The sequence below is a fragment of the Sphingobium yanoikuyae genome (assembly GCF_034424525.1).
GTDB lineage: Bacteria > Pseudomonadota > Alphaproteobacteria > Sphingomonadales > Sphingomonadaceae > Sphingobium > Sphingobium yanoikuyae.
The window spans coordinates 2131078-2149143 of the sequence record NZ_CP139979.1 but is presented as its reverse complement, the minus strand read 5'-3'; the positions used below and the strand labels follow the sequence as shown (position 1 = coordinate 2149143).

At 64.3% G+C, this 18066-nt stretch carries 14 protein-coding genes; 13 read left to right on the top strand and 1 reads right to left on the bottom strand.

Translation table 11 applies throughout. From position 1 onward, the window contains the following. Positions 1–27 precede the first annotated feature (27 nt). Positions 28–762 carry an SDR family NAD(P)-dependent oxidoreductase gene (locus U0025_RS09850; RefSeq protein ID WP_004207198.1) on the bottom strand — a complete coding sequence of 245 codons (735 nt, stop codon included), beginning with the start codon at positions 760–762 and terminating at the stop codon, positions 28–30. A 136-nt stretch (positions 763–898) separates the two neighbouring features. Here U0025_RS09850 and U0025_RS09845 point away from each other — a divergent pair, with 136 nt between their 5' ends. The 13 genes from U0025_RS09845 (at position 899) to U0025_RS09785 (ending at position 18035) form a co-directional block, all read left to right on the top strand. Next, entirely contained in the window at positions 899–1804 is a 906-nt protein-coding gene (locus U0025_RS09845) for a dihydrodipicolinate synthase family protein (RefSeq protein ID WP_004207196.1), read from the top strand. Then, positions 1774–2994: a mandelate racemase/muconate lactonizing enzyme family protein gene (locus tag U0025_RS09840; protein WP_254792286.1), complete on the top strand. Its 1221-nt coding sequence runs from the start codon at positions 1774–1776 to the stop codon at positions 2992–2994. Before U0025_RS09845 ends, U0025_RS09840 begins: the two co-directional genes overlap by 31 nt. 46 nt (positions 2995–3040) lie before the next feature. Continuing rightward, positions 3041–3763, top strand: coding sequence for an IclR family transcriptional regulator (locus U0025_RS09835; protein WP_004207194.1), 723 nt, complete (start codon positions 3041–3043; stop codon positions 3761–3763). 169 nt (positions 3764–3932) lie between these two features. Then, entirely contained in the window at positions 3933–6578 is a 2646-nt protein-coding gene (locus tag U0025_RS09830) for a TonB-dependent receptor (protein WP_004207193.1), read from the top strand. A gap of 7 nt (positions 6579–6585) precedes the next feature. After that, a complete protein-coding gene (locus U0025_RS09825) occupies positions 6586–7536 on the top strand; it encodes a 2-dehydro-3-deoxygalactonokinase (protein ID WP_254792287.1) in 951 nt (316 codons plus the stop codon). After that, positions 7533–8768 carry an MFS transporter gene (locus U0025_RS09820; RefSeq protein ID WP_004207190.1) on the top strand — a complete coding sequence of 412 codons (1236 nt, stop codon included), beginning with the start codon at positions 7533–7535 and terminating at the stop codon, positions 8766–8768. Before U0025_RS09825 ends, U0025_RS09820 begins: the two co-directional genes overlap by 4 nt. Before the next feature lie 19 nt (positions 8769–8787). Continuing rightward, on the top strand, positions 8788–10209 hold the full coding sequence (locus U0025_RS09815; RefSeq protein WP_004207189.1) for a BNR-4 repeat-containing protein: 1422 nt from the start codon (positions 8788–8790) through the stop codon (positions 10207–10209). A gap of 12 nt (positions 10210–10221) precedes the next feature. After that, the gene (locus U0025_RS09810; RefSeq protein WP_004207188.1) at positions 10222–11178 is read left to right on the top strand and encodes an alpha/beta hydrolase; all 957 of its coding nucleotides are present in this window, start codon (positions 10222–10224) and stop codon (positions 11176–11178) included. 122 nt (positions 11179–11300) lie between these two features. Continuing rightward, on the top strand, positions 11301–13520 hold the full coding sequence (locus U0025_RS09805; protein ID WP_004207186.1) for a S9 family peptidase: 2220 nt from the start codon (positions 11301–11303) through the stop codon (positions 13518–13520). 157 nt (positions 13521–13677) lie between these two features. Then, positions 13678–14703, top strand: a complete 1026-nt coding sequence (locus U0025_RS09800; protein WP_004207185.1) for an aspartate-semialdehyde dehydrogenase — start codon at positions 13678–13680, stop codon at positions 14701–14703. An 8-nt stretch (positions 14704–14711) separates the two neighbouring features. Beyond that, the gene (locus tag U0025_RS09795; protein WP_004207184.1) at positions 14712–15395 is read left to right on the top strand and encodes a DUF2238 domain-containing protein; all 684 of its coding nucleotides are present in this window, start codon (positions 14712–14714) and stop codon (positions 15393–15395) included. Next, entirely contained in the window at positions 15392–16153 is a 762-nt protein-coding gene (locus U0025_RS09790; RefSeq protein ID WP_004207183.1) for an alpha/beta fold hydrolase, read from the top strand. The genes U0025_RS09795 and U0025_RS09790 overlap by 4 nt, the downstream gene beginning before the upstream one ends. A gap of 58 nt (positions 16154–16211) precedes the next feature. Further along, positions 16212–18035, top strand: a complete 1824-nt coding sequence (locus U0025_RS09785; protein WP_004207182.1) for a M2 family metallopeptidase — start codon at positions 16212–16214, stop codon at positions 18033–18035. Positions 18036–18066: the final 31 nt, after the last annotated feature.

Here is an 18066-nt window from a genome sequence, read left to right as displayed (position 1 = left end):
TCGCCAGCCTGCTCCCTGTCCCCCAGCCTATCGCCGGGTGATGCCGGCGCCGCCATCCACCGGGAACACGCCACCGGTGATCCAGGCGGCTTCATCGGACGCGAGGAACAGCACCAGATTGGCAACATCCTCGACGGTGCCGAGCCGGCCGAGCGGGTGGCGCAAGATATTGGCGGCCAGCGCGGCCGCCGGATCGGGCTGCCGGTCGAAGGAGGCGCGCAGCATTGCCGTGTCGATCGAGGCCGGGGCGACGCAATTGGCGCGCAGGCCGTCGGCCGCGACGTCCAGCGCAAAGCCCTTCATGAAGGTTTCGAGGCCGCCCTTCGATGCGGCATAGGCCGCCAGGCTGGGCGCGCCCATGCGGGCATTGATCGAGGAAATGAAGACGAAACTGCCCCGGCCCGCGTCTTGCATGGCAGGTGCGAAAGCCTGGACCAGGCGGACCGCACCGCCGACATTCACGTCATAGACCGCATTGAAGGCCTGGGGCGAGGAGGTGAAGATGTCCGCCTGTTCGGTGGCTGCGCCGGCATGGACGATGATGTCCGGCGGCCCAAGCCGTGCCAGCAGGTCGGCCGCGCCCTGCGCAATGCCGGCGTCGTCGGCCAGGTCGCAGACCCATGCCTCGTCCCCCGCATCAGGCGCGATCCGGTCCATCGCGACGACATGGGCGCCCTCCGCCTTGAAACGGACGCAAATGGCCGCGCCGATGCCGCCGGCTGCACCGGTGACGAGAGCGATCTTACCGGACAGGCGGGGCATATCTTCTCCATTCGTATTTATAAAAGCAACATATCATCTGGCTATGCGCTCGCAATGACATAATTCTGACAATGTCAGATTGACGTGTTGCTAAATGAGCGATAATTGATGCGGAAACAGGAGAGGAAGGGGTTCCATGAAGGTCAGTGGCGTATATCCGGTTCTGCCCACGCCGTTCGATGCGTCGGGCGCTATCGACGATAGCGGCATGGATGCGATTGTCGATTTCGTCGTCGATTGCGGTGTCGACGGCGCAGTCTTTCCGGGCCTCGCCAGCGAATATGACATGCTCTCGCTCGACGAGCGGATCGGCCTCATTGCCCGGATCGCCGCGCGCATCGATGGCCGCATCGGCTTCATCATCGGTGCATCCAGCCCCGATATCGAAGAAAGCCTGGCGCTGATCCGTGCGGGCAAGGAAGCGGGCGCCGCCGGCGCGATGGTGATGACGCCGGGCGCGCTGGCCGGCGACAATGACGCGCTGGCCGCCCATTATCGCAAACTGGGCGAGGTCGGCCTGCCGCTGATGCTGCAAAATGCACCCCGACCGATGGGGGCGGGCCTGAGTGCCGAGGATGTCATCGCCGTGGTCGGCGCCGTCCCCGCCATCCACTGGGTCAAGGAAGAGAATATGCCCTGTGGCCAGCGGATCAGCGCGATCCGCGCCGCCGCGCCCGATCATCTGCTGGGCGTGTTCGGCGGTGCCGGTGGCCGTTACATCACCGATGAACTGGCGCGCGGCGCGATCGGCACCATGCCGGCGGCCGAACTGCCCGAGGCGCATGTCGCGCTGATGGCTGCCCATCTGGCCGGCGACGGTGATGCGGTGCGCACCCATTATGAACGGATGCTGCCGCTGCTGATGATGCAGGCGGTGTTTCGCTGGCGCCTGACCAAGGAAGTGCTGCGCCGACGCGGCCTGATCGCCAACGCTTTCACCCGCGCGCTCGGCCCGGAACTGGACGAGGGCGACCAGCGCGAGCTTGACCGCATCCTCGCACGGATCGACGATTGGACCGGTATCGGCGTGGTGCGGGGCTGAAGGATATGGGCGCGATGGACGATGTGATCGAGCGGCTGGACGTCTTCACCGTCACCATACCCCGCGACGTGCCCTATCTGGGCGCGCTGGGGCCGGGCGAGGAAGTCAACGCGGCCGGCTATATCGTCCGGCGCCGCAACGGCACCATCTATCCGACGGTCGACCGATCGGTCGTGGTGCGCGCCACCACCCGATCAGGGCTGGTCGGCTGGGGCGAGACCTATGGCCTGGTCGCGCCGGGGGCGATCCATGAACTGGTTGACGATGTCATCGCGCCGATCTTGATCGACCGATCGGCCCATGATGTCGAGGTGATCTGGGAAGATCTCTACGACCTGATGCGGGTGCGCGGCTATCAGGGCGGTTTCTGGCTGGATGCGATGGCGGCGGTCGACATCGCGCTGTGGGATATCCATGCCCGCGCCGTCGGCCTGCCGCTTTGCCGCGTGCTGGGCGGGCAGCGGCGCGAGACCATTCCGGCCTATGTCTCCGGCCTGCCCGAACCGACATTGGAGGCGCGCTGCGCACTGGCGAAGCGCTTCGTCGACCAGGGGTTCGACGCGATCAAGTTCGCGGGCGTGGTCAGCTTCGACGGGATCGAGGCGGAGGCGCGGGCCTTGCGCGCCGCGATCGGCCCGGACGTCAAGCTGATGGTCGACCTGCACTGGATGTATTCAGCGGCCGAGGCGGTGGCGCTCATCCGCCGGCTGGAACCGCATGACCTTTATTTCGCCGAGGCGCCGGTCAAGCCCGAGGATGTGGCGGGGCTGGCCGATGTCGCCGTCCGCGTCGCGACACCGATCGCGGCGGGCGAGGAATGGCGCAGCGTGTTCGACGCCCGGCCAAGACTGGAATCGCGCGCGGTATCTATCGTGCAGCCCGAAATGGGCCATACCGGCATCACCCAGTTCATGCGCATCGCTCGTCTGGCCGAGGCCCATCATGTCCGGGTGATGCCGCATGCGACCATCGGCGTCGGCATCTTCGCGGCGGCCAGCCTGCATGCCGCCGCAGCGGTGCGCGACCTGCCCTATCATGAATATCAGCATTCGATCCTGCCGCGTTCGGCGTTGCTGCTCGACGGGCGCCTGTCCTGCACGGCCGGCGCCTTTGCCCTGCCCGAAGGGCCGGGGCTGGGGGTGGCGCCGAACGCGGCCTTCTGGAACCATGTAACGCGGGGGCGGCAATGAGATATCTGGGCTGGCTAAACGCCATGGTCGGACGCTAGAAACGGCCATGCGCACGAAAATCAACGCCCAGCCCAACCAGAGCCTGATCGATGGGATCACCACGCTTCAGGCGCTCGCTTCCTCGCCCGAGCCGATCGGCTGCCGCGAACTGGCGCGACAGCTGGATTCCGATCCGACCAAGATCAACCGCCTGCTCAAGACGCTGGCCTATCTGGGCATCGCGCGACAGACCGCGAACCGCAAATATACCGCCGGGCCGGGCATGCATGTGCTGGCCGCGCAAAGCCTGTTTGCGTCCGGCCTGATCCGCCGCGCCCTGCCGGAACTGGAGCAACTGCGCCGCTACGGTCATACGGTGGCGATGGGCGTGCTGTGGAACGACAGCGTCTCCTATCTCTTCCACGCCCCGCCGGGGATCGAGGCGTCGCGCGGCCTGGGCCGTATCGGCCTGTTGCCGGCGACCACCAGCGGCATCGGCATCGCGCTGCTTGCGGAACTGGAGGATGCGGATGTGCGCGAGCTGTATGAAGGGCGCGACATTCCGATGTTCCCGGACGGCATCGACAGCCTGCTCGCCAAGCTGAGCGAGGTTCGTGCGCTGGGCTATGCGCGCGTCCATGTCGCGGATGAGCGCGACCATCATATCGTGTCCGTGTCGATGGGCGATCCGGTCCATGCCGGCATTGCCATGTCGGGCTGGATTCCCGAGGGGGCGACGGCGCCGCTGGTCGAGGCCCTGCGCGAGGCGGCGCAGCGCATCGGGGAGTAAGTGTTGCTTCATGTGATACAAATATGCTGCCATATCGATTTTATTCCACAAAATTGGCCAATTAAATCGATATAGAAGCAACAAATTTCAGATTTCGGGATTGACACGTCGCTAATTGTGCAACAATTTCCCCCTCAGAAGCACAACGCTCGCACAGGAGGGGATGAAGATGCGCAAGGTAGCAAAATGCGCGAGCCTGTTGGTACTGGCCACCACGGCCGCGTTTCCGACGATCGTAGCCGCCCAGGAAACCGCAGAGCCGCAACCCGCCCAGGCGGTCGATGGCGCGGTTGCCGATATCGTCGTCACCGGCATTCGTCAGAGCCTGAGCAAGGGCATCGAGACCAAGCGCCAGGCTGTCACCTTCGTTGACTCGATCGTGGCCGAGGATGTCGGCAAGCTGCCGGACCAGAATATCGCGGAATCGCTCCAACGCGTATCGGGCGTGCAGATCCGCCGCTCGCTGGGCGATGGCACCAGCGTGTCGATCCGCGGCCTGCGTCAGAACCGGACCGAGGTGAATGGCCGGTCGCTGGTCAGCCCCTTCGGACGTGGTCCCGGCGTGCCGGCCGATGCCGATTTCAATCCGCTGTCGCTTTATCCCGCCGAACTGATCAGCCGCCTGGAAGTCACCAAGCTGCTGTCGGCCGACCAGATTGACGGGTCGCTGGGCGGCACGGTCAACATCATCACGCGCAAGCCGCTCGACGCGCCGAACACGATGGTCGCCGGCCGGATCGAGGGCAGCTATGCCGACATGCTCGACCGCAAGGGTGTCAGCGGTTCGCTGCTCTATTCGCGCAATTTCGATGATCGGTTCGGCGTGCTGGTGAATGTGACTGCATCCGACCGGCCGATCCAGGAAGACAGTTTCAACAGCTTCGCCGGCTTCCTGCCGCTGACCGGCGCGTTCGACCCCAATGGCGATGGCGTGGCCGACAATGATCCCAATGGCGACGGTCTGGCCGGCACCTATATCGCCGACCTTCGCTATCAGCGGCTGCGCGAACGCCGCAAGCGACTGGGCGCCAATGTCGTGCTGCAATGGCGACCCACCGACGAACTGGAGCTGTCGCTGGACACCGTCTATGCCGCCGGCAAGGCCAAGCGCCGCCGCAACTGGTTCGCCGTCGCGCTGACCAGCAATGGCGCGGACTATGTCGACTACAGCTTCTCGCCCAATGAGGTGCTGGTCGCGGGCACGGTCCGCCGGCCGCTGCAGGGCAATGACGAGCGACTGACGATCAAGGATGACTCGCTCTCCAGCGCGCTCAACCTGCGTTATGAGAAGGGGCCATGGACGATCAAGGCGGAGGGCAGCTATTCGGACGCCCAGCTCAACTACAATCAGACCTATGTCCGCACCCAGACGCGGGCATCCTATCTGACCTCGTTCGATTTCACCGGTGGCGGCGTGCCGCAACTGACCCTGCCGTCGGGCGTCGACCTGCTCGATCCATCGCTCTACAATTATTCCAACTTCTTCGATAACCGCTTTGAATCCAATGCGAAGGAATATGCCGGCAGGGTCGACCTGCGCTATGCGATCGAAAGCGGCGTGCTGGACTCCTTCGAGGTCGGCGGCCGTATCGCCAAGCTCAAGACCGCGCGCAATTCGCTGCTGTCACAGCTCACCTCCTCGGTCCGCCTGACCGATCGGGATGCGGCGCTCTATGAGGTCGGCAGCTTCCCCGATCTGCTGGGTGGCAAGGCGCCCTTCGCCCAATCCTATCTGGTCGGCAATCCGTTCGGCACTGGCGCGGACTTTGCCTGCGAGGCGATATTGGGCAGTTGCACGCCGCGCGTGCTGGACCCCACCGCCTCCTACAAGCTCGATGAAGTCACCAAGGCGGGCTATGTGAAGCTCAATCTGAAGGGTGATCTGGGCAGCATTCCCTTCTCCGGCAATATCGGCCTGCGTTACACCCGCACCGATCGCGATGCGGTATCCGCGCTGCGCCGCGCCGACGGCACGTTCCAGCCGGTCACCGCATCGCCCTCCTATGAGGACTGGTTGCCGAGCGCGGTGCTGAAATTCGACCTGACCGACAAGCTGGTGGCCCGTGTCGGTGCGGCCAAAGTCGTCGGCCTGCCGGACTCGCAGGATCTGAGCCCCGGCCTGCTGCTCAACCGCATCGTCTATACCGGGACCGGCGGCAATCCGAACCTCAAGCCCTTCCGCGCGGACCAGTATGACGTGTCGCTGGAATGGTATTTCCGCCAGGGTTCGGCGCTGACGGTCGGCCTTTTCTACAAGGATATCGGCTCCTTCCTGACCACCCGCTCGACCTTCGAGGATGTGCCGGGCGAGACCCAGCAATTCCTGGTCACGCGCAAGGTCAATGGCGAGGGCGGCAAGCTCAAGGGCGCGGAAGTGATGCTGCAGTTGCCGTTCAACTTCCTGGATGGCTTTGCCAGCGGCTTCGGCATCCTGGCGAACTACAGCTATATCGACAGCAGCACGCCATTCGTGAATGCCCGCACCGGCGCCACCCTGCCGCTGGAAGGGCTGTCCAAGCATAATGCCAATCTGGTCGGCTATTATGAAAAGGACGGGTTCGGCCTGCGCGTCGCCTATAATTATCGCTCGGGCTATCTCGACAGCGTGACGGCGGGCGGCGAAGGCTCCTTCTTCAAGCCCTATGAGACGATCGACGCATCGATCCGCTATGATTTTGGCGCCTTTGGTATCTATGCCGAGGCCGGCAACCTGACCAACGAGAAGCAGATCCGCTATACCGGCGCGCCCGAAGCGATCGCCCTCTATGCCGAGCAGGGCCGCCGCTTCGCCATCGGCGCCAACTTCAAGTTCTGAGGACAGGATGACTATGCTGATCGCGGGCGATTGGGGATCGAGCAACATGCGCCTCCACCTGTGCCGGGTGGAGGAGGGGCGGCTGATCCCGGTCGAGACGGTGCGCGGCAAGGGCGCCAAGGATGTGGCCGATCATGAAACCGCCTTTCGCGCGGCGGCGGGTGACTGGATCGATCGCCATGGTCCGATGTCGGTGCTGCTGTCGGGCATGATCGGGTCGACCATCGGCTGGCGTGAGGCAGCCTATCTGCCTTGCCCCGCCGGGCCCGAGGCGATGGCCGGCGCGCTGCTGCGGTTCGAGGCGGCGGGATGCCCTATCGCGATCGTGCCGGGCCTGTCCTGCCGCAACATCTTCGGCCAGCCCGATGTGATGCGCGGCGAGGAAGTGCAATTGTTCGGCTGGCTGGCGGCCGTGGCGGATGATGATGCCGAACGGCTGATCTGCCTGCCGGGCACCCACGCCAAATGGGTGCGGACGCGGGGACGGACGGTGCTGGATTTCGTTACCTCGATGCAGGGGGAAGTGCGCGAGTTGCTGCTCGCCCATGGCCTGCTGGGTCGATCGCTGGCCAAGCCCTATGATCCGGCCGCGCCGACCGACATGACTGCCTTCGATATAGGTGCCGGGCTGGTGGTCGATGATCCGACCTTGGCGATCGAGCATGGATTGTTCGCGCTGCGCAGTCGTATCTTGATGGGGGAACTGACCAGCGAAGCCGCGCCATCCTTCCTGTCCGGATTGATGATCGCTGCGGAGGTCCGCGACGCGGTCGCCGCCCATCGCGCGCGGGGCATGGCGGTGGACACCATCGTCCTGGTCGGCGCGGAGCTGCTGGTCGATCTCTATGGCCGGGTCTGCGACCGGCTGGGGATCGCGACCGAGAAGGCGGCGGGCGACGGCACAGCGCTGGCCGGCCTGTCGGCGATCGCCGCGCGCATGGAGGCGGCGGCCGCATGATCGAGGGGAAGGCCCGCAAGATCAGATGGGCAATCCTGGCGATGCTGTTCGCCTCGACCGTGATCAACTATCTCGACCGGCAGGCGCTCTCGATCCTGGCGACGACGGTGCAGCAAGACCTGCATATGGATGACATCGCCTATGCGCGCGTCGTCCAGGCTTTCCTGATTGCCTATACCTTCGCCTATCTGATGGCCGGCCGGGTGACCGACTGGCTGGGCACGCGCCTCTCGCTGGCGCTGTTCGTGGGCTGGTGGTCGCTGGCGAACCTGCTGACCGGCTTCGTCCGGTCGGCAGGGGAGCTGGGCGCGGCGCGTTTTACGCTGGGGCTGGGCGAGGCGGGCAACTACACCGCCGGGCCAAAGGCGGTTTCAGAACATTTTCCGCCCAGGGAACGCGGCATTGCGCTCGGCATCTATACGGCCGGCGCGATGATCGGCGCGACGCTGGCGCCGCCGCTGATCGCCGGCATCGCGCTGCATTTCGGCTGGCGCGCGGCGTTCATCGCCACTGGCGCGGCGGGCCTTGCTTGGCTGGTCGTCTGGCTGACAATCTATCCGCGCAGCGCGCCGGAAGCCAAGGAAGAGCGGATCAGCGAAGGCGCGCTGTGGGGCCGCATCCTGCGCGACCGGTCGGTCTGGCTGCTCGCCGGCGCCCGCGCGGGCGCCGATCCGGTCTGGTATTTCTACCTCTTCTGGTTCCCCAAATATCTGACGGACATCTATGGCCTGACCCTGATCGCGGTCGCCTCCATGGCGTGGATCGTCTATCTCGCAGCCGACCTTGGCAGTATCGGCGGCGGCTTCTTTTCCAGCCGGTTGATCGCGCGCGGTGTGGCGCCGGCAACCAGCCGCATCATCGTGATGGGCGCCGCCGCGCTGGTGGCTCCGTTCGGCGCGATCGCGGCCAGCCATCCCGCTTTGCCGATCCTGTTCGCGCTCGCTTCTGCCGTGGCCTTTGCCCATCTGGTGTTCCAGATCAACATCAGCACGCTGATCGTAGATCTCTACCCCACCCGCATCGTCGCCACCGTGTTCGGCGTGGTGGCGGCGGGCAGCGGGCTTGGCGGTCTGCTCTCGACCCAGTTGGTTGGCCAGCTTGTCGCGGGCGGTGCGTTTGAACGCAGCTTCCTGCTGATGGCGCTGCTCCATCCGATCGCCTTTCTGCTTGCCTTCCTGGCGCTGCGCAGTGCGCGCCGATCCAATGGGGAAGGCCAACTCGTCCACGCATAACAATAAGTGGGAGAGGAAGATGAAGCGTTTCTATGGACTGGCAGGGGTCCTGGCCCTTGCCGGAACGGCGTCGGCCGCGCTGCTGTTGAGCGATGCGACGACCACGGGCGGCACCGGCGGATCGACCAGCGCTATCGCCAACTGGGTCAGCCTCGGCAGCCCGTTACAGGCGACGGCGGAAGAACCGATGGCCGCTGCGCTCGCCGCCAGCATCAGCGTCGAGCGGGTGCCGCGCGACGCGGACTCCTCCAACCAGGCCGCCTGGTGGGTGCCGATCGCGCTGGCGCCCGATGGCACGCTCTATGTCGCCTTCGACAGTCCGCCAGCCTCCGGCGCGACCGGTAGCCATGAGGTCAAGATCGGCAAGCGCGACACAAGTGGCACCTGGACCTTCGCCGTGCTGCGCAATCCCGACGGAACGGTCTGGACCGAGGCGGACGATATCGGGCACAAGCAGCCGACCATCGCGGTCGACGGCGCGGGCGTGCTGCATGTCTGGGCCGACATGCATAATCTGTCGGACGGCATGCGCTATTTCCGCGCCGATGCGCCCGGTGGCATGAGCTTCACCCGCCAGACCGATATCCCCGCGACCGGCCTCTATACCTATCCGGTCGCCAAGCGGGCGCCCAATGGCGACGTCTATCTGATGATCCGCAGCTATGATGCAGCGACCTATGATGGCGAGGGTGAACTGTATCGCTGGGCGATGTCTGGCAGCAGTGGCAACTGGAGCCATGTCGGAACCTTTGCCGCCGCCAATGACGCGGTCGTCTATCCCGACGACATGACATTCGGTAGCGACGGCAGCGTTCATTTGCTGTGGGAATGGGCCAAGTCGCTGCCCCGGTCGCTGCGCCATTATGGCAGCTATCTGCGCTATTCGCCGACCGGCGGCGGCTGGAGCTATGCCGATGGCACGGCGGCGACACTGCCGGTGGGCCTCGCCAATGCCAACCTCTTCTTCCTGCCGCTCCAGTCGGGCGAGGTCTTCACCACCAACCAGACGCTCAAGGGGCTGCAGAGCGCCAAGCTGGCGCTCGACGATTATAACCAGCCGACCATCGCCTATCGCTATCGTCCGACCGATGGCAGCGGGGACGCCAATTTCGATGTGTGGCGCGTGCGCTGGAGCGGCTCCGGCTGGACCAGTCGGGAAAAAATCTACACGGCCAGCAACAATGTGCCCGCAGCGCTGGGCATATCGCGCACGGCGGCGCAGGTCCGCGTCTATTTCGCTACCACCGGCGAAGGGCTGCGCCAGGGGCTCAAGACATCGACGGCGTCGGGCTGGACCATCACCGACCTCGCGCCCGGCAAGGCGATAACCCGGCTTGCCACGGTGCCGCTGTCGGCCGACACCGATATCATCTACGGCGCCGCGCCGACCGATGTGAACAGCACCACCGGCAGCGTCTATCTGACGCAGGTCACGAACTGAAAGGGAGACGGGATGATCGGCAGTCGACGCGAATTTCTGGCGGCGGTGGCAAGTTCACCGCTGTTCGGCCGCTTTTCCGCGGCCACCGAAGAGCCGACCCAGATCATCCCGCTCTGGCCCGACGGCGTGCCGGGCGGCAAGATGCCGGCCATCACCGAAGTGGTGGACGACCAGATCGACACGCTGGGCTATCGCTACCGCGTCGGCATTCATGTGACGCGGCCGACCCTGTCCTGGTTCGCGGCGGCCAAGCCCACGGGCGCGGCAGTGCTGATCATTCCTGGCGGCGGCTATTCGCGGGTCGGCATTGATCGGGAAGGCTATGAATGTGCGCGCTGGATGGCCGACATGGGCATCCATGCCTTCGTCCTGCGCTATCGCCTGCCGGCCGATCGCTGGGCGGTGGGGGCCGATGTCGCTCTACAGGATGCGCAGCGGGCGATGCGGCTGATCCGGGCCGGGCGCAGCGGCGGCTGGACCGTCGATCCGCAGCGGGTGCTGGTGCTGGGGGGCTCCGCCGGCGGTCATCTGGCCGGGAGCCTGTGCATGCGGCCCAATGACCGCATCTATCCGATGGCCGAAAGCGCAGACCATCTGTCGGCCCGGCCGGACGGGGCGATCCTGCTCTATCCGGTAGTGACGATGGCCGGCGCCACCAATGGCGGGAGCCGAAGGTCGCTGATCGGCGACGATCCGACCGACGCGCAAATAGCTGCCTATTCGCTGGACAAGATCGTGGCGTCGACCACGCCGCCGATGATCCTGTTCCATTCGGTCCATGACCGCACCGTGCCGGTAGATCAGTCGCTGACCCTGTTCGGGGCGGTGCGGGCCGCGCAGGGCGCGATCGACATGCATCTGTTCGACGAGGGCAGCCATGGCGTCGGCCTGCGCGGCGATCCGGCCCAGCCCTTTGCTGACTGGCCGGTGATTGCGCGCAAATGGCAGGTGCGGAGCGGGCTGGTCTGAGTGTCAGGGGCTCCCGTGGATGGAGGACATATTCTTCCAACCGATTGATCTTTTCCGTCGCATCGCGCTAAGCCCGGCCGATATCGTGGCGCCCGATCGGGCGCTGCCCGGAAAGGATGAGCATGTCCCCATATCTGAAGGCCGGCGCTGCGTTGGGCGCCTTGCTGCTGCTTCCCGTCACCGCCGCGCAGGCGCAGCAAAAGCTGACGCTGGAGCAGGTGTTCGCCAGCCCCGACCTTGCCGGCCCGCAGCCGCGTGCGCTCAAGCTCTCGCCCGACGGCAAGCTGGTGACCTTGCTCAAGCCGCGCGCTGACGAGAAGGAGCGGCTCGACCTGTGGGCGATCGACACCGCGACCGGCGCCGAGCGCATGCTGGTGGATTCGAAGAAGACCGGCAGCGGCGCGGAACTGAGCGAAGCGGAAAAGATGCAGCGCGAGCGCGACCGCTCGGTCGCCGGCAGCACGGGTATTACAAGCTATGACTGGTCGCCCGACGGCAAGACTATCCTGGTGCCGGTCGATGGCGACCTCTATCTCGCCGCGCTGGACGGCAAGGTCACCCGCCTCACCGACACGCCGGATGGCGAACTCAACGGCGTGGTCAGCCCAAAGGGCGGCTTCGTGTCGTTCGTGCGGGGCGGCAACCTGTTCGTGCAGCCGATGAATGGCCGCGAGAAGCAACTGACCCAGGGCGCGAGCGAGACGCTCAGCTGGGGCGTATCGGAGTTCGTCGCGCAGGAGGAAATGGACCGGCGCACCGGCTATTGGTGGTCGCCTACCGATGCACAGATCGCCGTGGCGCGGGTCGATGAAAGCCCGGTCGGCATCGTCACCCGCACCGCGATCGGCGGCGAGGGGACCAAGGTCTATCAGCAGCGCTATCCCGCAGCCGGCACGCCCAACGCCATCGTCGATCTCTTCGTCATGAAGGCGGACGGTTCGGGCCAGGTGCAGGTTGACCTTGGCGCCGACAAGAATGTCTATCTCGCCCGCGTCGACTGGTCGAAGGATGGCAAGACCCTCTATGTCCAGCGCGAAAGCCGCGACCAGCAGCGGCTTGACCTGCTTGCGGTCGATCCGACGACCGGCAAGGCGAAGATCATCCTCACCGAAACGTCGAAAAGCTGGATCAACCTCAGCAATAATTTCACGCCGCTGAGCGACGGCAGCTTCCTGTGGTGGTCGGAAAAGACCGGCCATGGCCATCTCTATCATGTGCGCGACGGCAAATGGACCGCGCTGACCAGCGGCGAGTGGGAAGTGCGCGACATTGTCGGCGTGGATGAGGGCAAGGGCCTGGTCTATTTCACCGGCAATCGCGACACGCCGCTGGAGCAGCAGCTCTATGTCACGTCGCTGGCCAAGGCCGGTCCGCTCAAGGCGCTGACCGCCAAGGGTTGGTGGAACGACGCGGTGATGGATGGTGCGGCCAGCCGGATCGTCGTCACCCGCCAGAATGCCGATCAGCCCAAGCAGGTCTATCTCGCCGATAGCAGCGGCAAGCAGCTGCAGTGGATTTCGGAAAATGCGCTGAAGGGCGATCATCCCTACGCGCCCTATCTGGCGAGCCACGCCAGTACCGTGTTCGGCACCGTCAAGGCGGCCGATGGCAGTACCCTCTACACCAAGATGCTGACTCCGCCGATGCAGCCGGGCAAGCGCTATCCGGTGTTCATGATCCATTATGGCGGTCCGGGTGCCGGGCGCCAGGTGACCAACACATGGAGTGGCGCGCTGAACCAATATCTGGTCGACCAGGGCTGGATCGTCTTCTCGATCGACAATCGCGGCACGCCCGATCGCGGCAAGGCGTTCGAGGACCAGATCCATCGCGCCATGGGCACGGTCGAGGTCGACGATCAGCTGAAGGGCGTCGAATGGCTGAAGGCCCAGCCCTTTGTCGATCCCGAGCGGATTGCCACCTATGGCTGGTCCTATGGCGGCTATATGTCGCTCAAGCTGGCGGAAAAGGCGCCGGGTACCTTCGCCGCGATCGTCTCGGGCGCGCCGGTGACGAAGTGGGAGTTTTACGACACCCATTATACCGAACGCTATCTGGGCCAGCCGCAGGACAAGCCGAGCGCCTATCCGGGCTCCGACGCGGTCGATGAGGCGGTGAAGATCAAGGATCCGCTGCTGCTGATCCACGGCATGTCGGACGACAATGTCGTCTTCGACAATTCGACCGCGCTGATGGCGAAGATGCAGGGCGCGGCCGTGCCGTTCGAGCTGATGGTCTATCCGGGGCAGACGCATCGCGTCGGCGGGCCGAAGATCAGTGTTCACCTTTGGACGACGATCGAAAATTTCCTGCGCGAGCAGGGTGTCGATCCGGCAAAGTGAAGGCCGGGCGTAGAGAGTAACGGATGGGTGGCGTCGGCCGTGCTGACGCCACCTCCCACCCCGTGACTATCGCTGGCAATAGCCCTTCTTTCTGGACAAATCGTGCCACTGCGCTATGCGCCACCCCGCAATACTGCATGGAGTGGAGTGTTAAGTCATGGGTTATAAGGTCGTCGTCGTTGGTGCCACCGGTAATGTGGGCCGCGAGATGCTGACCATTCTCGCCGAACGCGAATTCCCGATTGACGAGATCGCGGCGGTTGCATCGCCCCGGTCGCAGGGCACCGAAATTGATTTCGGTGACACCGGCAAGACACTCAAATGCAAAAATATTGAACATTTCGACTTCACCGGCTGGGACATCGCCCTGTTCGCGGCCGGCTCCGGCCCGACCGCCGAATATGCGCCCAAGGCGGCGGCTGCCGGCTGCGTCGTGATCGACAATTCGTCGCTCTATCGCATGGACCCGGACGTGCCGCTGATCGTGCCCGAAGTGAACCCGGACGCGATCGATGGCTATGTGAAAAAGAACATCATCGCCAACCCCAACTGCTCGACCGCGCAGATGGTCGTGGCGCTCAAGCCCTTGCATGACGCCGCCAAGATCAAGCGCGTCGTCGTCGCTACCTACCAGTCGGTGTCGGGCGCCGGCAAGGAAGGCATGGACGAGCTGTTCGAGCAGTCGCGCAACATCTTCGTCGGCGATCCGGCCGAGCCGAAGAAGTTCACCAAGCAGATTGCCTTCAACGTGATCCCGCACATCGACGTCTTCCTGGACGATGGTTCGACCAAGGAAGAATGGAAGATGGTCGCGGAAACCAAGAAGATCCTCGATCCCAAGATCAAGCTGACCGCGACCTGCGTGCGCGTGCCGGTGTTCGTCGGCCATAGCGAAGCGATCAACATCGAGTTCGAGAATGAGATTTCGGCCAAGGAAGCGCAGGACATCCTGCGCGAAGCGCCGGGCATCATGCTGGTAGATAAGCGCGAGGACGGTGGCTACATCACGCCGATCGAATGCGTTGGCGATTTCGCGACCTTCATCAGCCGCGTGCGTGAGGATTCGACCATCGAGAACGGCATCAACCTGTGGTGCGTCAGCGACAATCTGCGCAAGGGCGCGGCGCTGAACGCGGTGCAGATCGCCGAACTACTGGGCCGTCGCCACCTCAAGAAGGGCTGAGCCCGACCATGATCTCCGGCGCTGTCGCGACATGGAAAGCCCTTCCTGTCGCGCAGCGCCGGATGATCGCCACCCTGCTGGTGGCAATCGGGCTGGCCAATGTCGCGCAGCCCTTTCCCGATCTCGCGCCGTTGCAGCATGGGCCGACTGTGCTGCTGACGATCGGCGCGCCTTGGATGCTGAGACGCTGGCCGCTGTCGAGCCAATCGGTCGGCTGCATCTGGCTGTTCCTGCTGCTTCACACATTCGGCGCGCGCTGGATCTACAGCTATTTGCCCTATGACGATTGGGCGCGAATGCTCAGCGGACATGATATTTCCAGCCTGCTTGGCCTCCATCGCAATGCCTATGACCGGCTCGTCCATTTCGCCTTTGGGGCATTGCTGACCGCACCGGTGGCGGAGATTGCGCGACGCAAGGGCAGCCTGCGCCATGGCTGGAGCCTGGCCTTCGCCTTTGCCGCGATCGGCCTTGGCAGTGCGCTTTACGAGATATTCGAATGGCTGCTGACGGTGATCGCCGCCGGCGAGACCGCCGATTATTATAATGGCCAGCAGGGCGATGTGTGGGATCCGCAGAAGGACATGGCCGCCGCCCAGATCGGCAGCACCCTGGCCCTGATCGCGCTCTTGCGCGGGCGCGGCAGAGATCCTATCGGCGAGACCCCAAGCCCCAAAGGACCAGCGCAATGACCGACCTGCAGATCGAACGCCATGATATCAAGGGCCTGGGCGGCCTGCCGATCGCGGTGCATGTCGTGGGACAGGGGCGCGACCTGGTACTCATCCATGGCTATTTCTCCAACGCCTGGACCAACTGGATCCGCTACGGTCATGCCGCCAAGCTGGTGGAGGCGGGGTTCCGCCTGATCATGCCGGACCTGCGCGGCCATGGCGAAAGCGGCAAGCCACATGACGCAGCGGACTATCCGGCCGATGCGCTGACCGACGACAATCTGGCGCTGGTCGAGCAGATGGGGCTGACCGATTATGATCTGGGCGGCTATTCGCTAGGCGCGCGCACGACCGTGCGGATGCTGGCGCGCGGCGCGACCCCGCGCCGGGTGATCCTGGCCGGCATGGGTCTGCGCGGCCTGACCAAGACGCTCGACAAGGGCGGCTATTACAAGAAGGTGCTGACCAATCTCGGCACGTTCGAGCGCGGCACGTCGGAATGGATGACCGAGGCGTTCCTCAAGACCACCAAGGGCGACCCGGTGGCGATGCTGCATATCCTCAATACCTTTGTCGATACCGACGAGGCGACCATTGCCGGCTTCCAGCAGCCGACCGAGGTGATCTGTGGCGCCGACGATCAGGACAACGGCATTGCCCAGGAACTGGTGGATGCGCTCCCCAACGGCCGCTATGTCGAGATTCCGGGCAATCATATGAACGCCGTTACCCGCAAGGAGCTGGGCCAGGCGATGGTCGATTTCCTGACCGCTTGACTGTCTCGCCCGCCTAATCCACCTTGGCCCCATAAGAAGACCTGAGGGGCCAAGTTCCATGAAAATCGCCATTTCGATCGCCGCGCTTGCGGCTGCCCTTGTTGCATCGCCGGTGCTGGCGCAGCAGGTGCCGACCACGCAGCAGCCGACCGCGGCCGAGGCCGAAGCCTTCCTGACCAAGGCGGAGAAGGCGCTGTTCGATCAGTCGCTGATCAGCAGCCGGGCCGCCTGGATCAACGCAACCTACATCACCGACGATACCGATGCGCTCGCATCCTATTTCGGGGCGATCGATACGACGATGCGGGTCGACTATGCACTGGAGGCCGCCAAGTTCGCCACCGCGCCGGGCCTGAGCGAAGAGACCAAGCGTCGCCTGACGCTGTTGCGCACGGCGCTGACCTTGCCTGCGCCGACCACGCCGGGCGCCTCGCAGGAACTGAATGACCTCGCGACCAAGCTCCAGTCCACCTATGGCAAGGGCAAGGGCACGCTGAACGGCCAGCCGATCAACGGCAGCGACATTGAAGAGAAGATGGGCACGGACCGCAATCCGGATGAACTCAAGGAAATGTGGGTCAGCTGGCACGACAATGTCGGTGCGCCGATGCGCGGCGACTATGCCAAGCTGGTGACGATCGCCAACCAGGGGGCCAAGGAACTGGGCTTTGCCGACACCGGCGCGATGTGGCGGTCGAAATATGACATGCCGGCCGATGACTTCGCCAAGCTGACCGACAAGATCTGGGCCGAGGTGAAGCCGCTCTACGATGATCTGCACTGCTATACCCGGACCAAGCTCAACGAGAAATATGGCGATGCGGTCCAGGGCAAGACCGGGCCGATCCGCGCGGACCTGCTCGGAAACATGTGGGCGCAGGAATGGGGCAATATCTATGACATCGTCGCGCCCGCCGGTGCCGGTGACCTCGGCTATGATGTCACCGACCTGCTGACGGCCAAGAATTACGATCCCATCAAGATGGTGAAGACGGGGGAGGGCTTCTACAGCTCGCTTGGTTTTGCGCCGCTGCCCCAGACCTTCTGGGAGCGGTCGCAGATTACCAAGCCGCGCGACCGTGAAGTGATCTGCCACGCCTCCGCCTGGGATCTGGATAACAAGGACGATATCCGCATCAAGATGTGTACCAAGGTGAATGGCGATGATTTCGTCACCATCCATCATGAACTGGGCCATAATTATTACCAGCGCGCCTATAATATCCAGAAGCCGCTCTATCTCGACGGCGCCAATGACGGCTTCCACGAGGCGATTGGCGATTTCATCGCGCTGTCGATCACGCCCGACTATCTGGTGAAGATCGGCCTGCTCGATCCGGCCAAGGTGCCGGGCACCGACAAGGATCTGGGTCTGTTGCTGCGCCAGGCGATGGACAAGGTCGCCTTCCTGCCGTTCGGCCTGCTGATCGACAAATGGCGCTGGGGCGTGTTCGACGGATCGATCCCGGAATCCAAATATGAGTCGGCCTGGACCGACCTGCGCCGTCAGTATCAGGGCATCATCCCGCCGGTGTCCCGTGACGAGACGAAGTTCGATGCCGGCGCGAAATTCCATATTCCCGGCAATACGCCCTATACCCGTTATTTCCTGGCCCGCGTGCTGCAGTTCCAATTCTACGAGGCGGCCTGCCGCCAGTCCGGCTGGAAGGGGCCGCTCCATCGCTGTTCCTTCTATGGAAACAAGGCGGTAGGCGAGAAACTTGACGCTATGTTGAAGATGGGCGCGTCCAAGCCCTGGCCCGATGCGCTGCAGGCCTTCACCGGTAGCCGCGAGATGTCGGGCAAGGCGCTGGTCAATTATTTTTCGCCGCTTCAGACATGGTTGAAGACGCAGAATAAGGGCAAGTCCTGCGGCTGGTAAGTCGCCGTAAAAATTGGTAAATGGCCGGCGC

Bases quoted from the DNA above. Each gene is read 5' to 3' on its own strand.
- U0025_RS09785 (WP_004207182.1), top strand. From the start codon at position 16,212: ATGAAAATCGCCATTTCGATCGCCGCGCTTGCGGCTGCCCTTGTTGCA.
- U0025_RS09835 (WP_004207194.1), top strand. From the start codon at position 3,041: ATGCGCACGAAAATCAACGCCCAGCCCAACCAGAGCCTGATCGATGGG.
- U0025_RS09800 (WP_004207185.1), top strand. From the start codon at position 13,678: ATGGGTTATAAGGTCGTCGTCGTTGGTGCCACCGGTAATGTGGGCCGC.
- U0025_RS09820 (WP_004207190.1), top strand. From the start codon at position 7,533: ATGATCGAGGGGAAGGCCCGCAAGATCAGATGGGCAATCCTGGCGATG.
- U0025_RS09790 (WP_004207183.1), top strand. From the start codon at position 15,392: ATGACCGACCTGCAGATCGAACGCCATGATATCAAGGGCCTGGGCGGC.
- U0025_RS09830 (WP_004207193.1), top strand. From the start codon at position 3,933: ATGCGCAAGGTAGCAAAATGCGCGAGCCTGTTGGTACTGGCCACCACG.
- U0025_RS09845 (WP_004207196.1), top strand. From the start codon at position 899: ATGAAGGTCAGTGGCGTATATCCGGTTCTGCCCACGCCGTTCGATGCG.
- U0025_RS09795 (WP_004207184.1), top strand. From the start codon at position 14,712: ATGATCTCCGGCGCTGTCGCGACATGGAAAGCCCTTCCTGTCGCGCAG.
- U0025_RS09805 (WP_004207186.1), top strand. From the start codon at position 11,301: ATGTCCCCATATCTGAAGGCCGGCGCTGCGTTGGGCGCCTTGCTGCTG.
- U0025_RS09815 (WP_004207189.1), top strand. From the start codon at position 8,788: ATGAAGCGTTTCTATGGACTGGCAGGGGTCCTGGCCCTTGCCGGAACG.
- U0025_RS09825 (WP_254792287.1), top strand. From the start codon at position 6,586: ATGACTATGCTGATCGCGGGCGATTGGGGATCGAGCAACATGCGCCTC.
- U0025_RS09810 (WP_004207188.1), top strand. From the start codon at position 10,222: ATGATCGGCAGTCGACGCGAATTTCTGGCGGCGGTGGCAAGTTCACCG.
- U0025_RS09850 (WP_004207198.1), bottom strand. From the start codon at position 762: ATGCCCCGCCTGTCCGGTAAGATCGCTCTCGTCACCGGTGCAGCCGGC.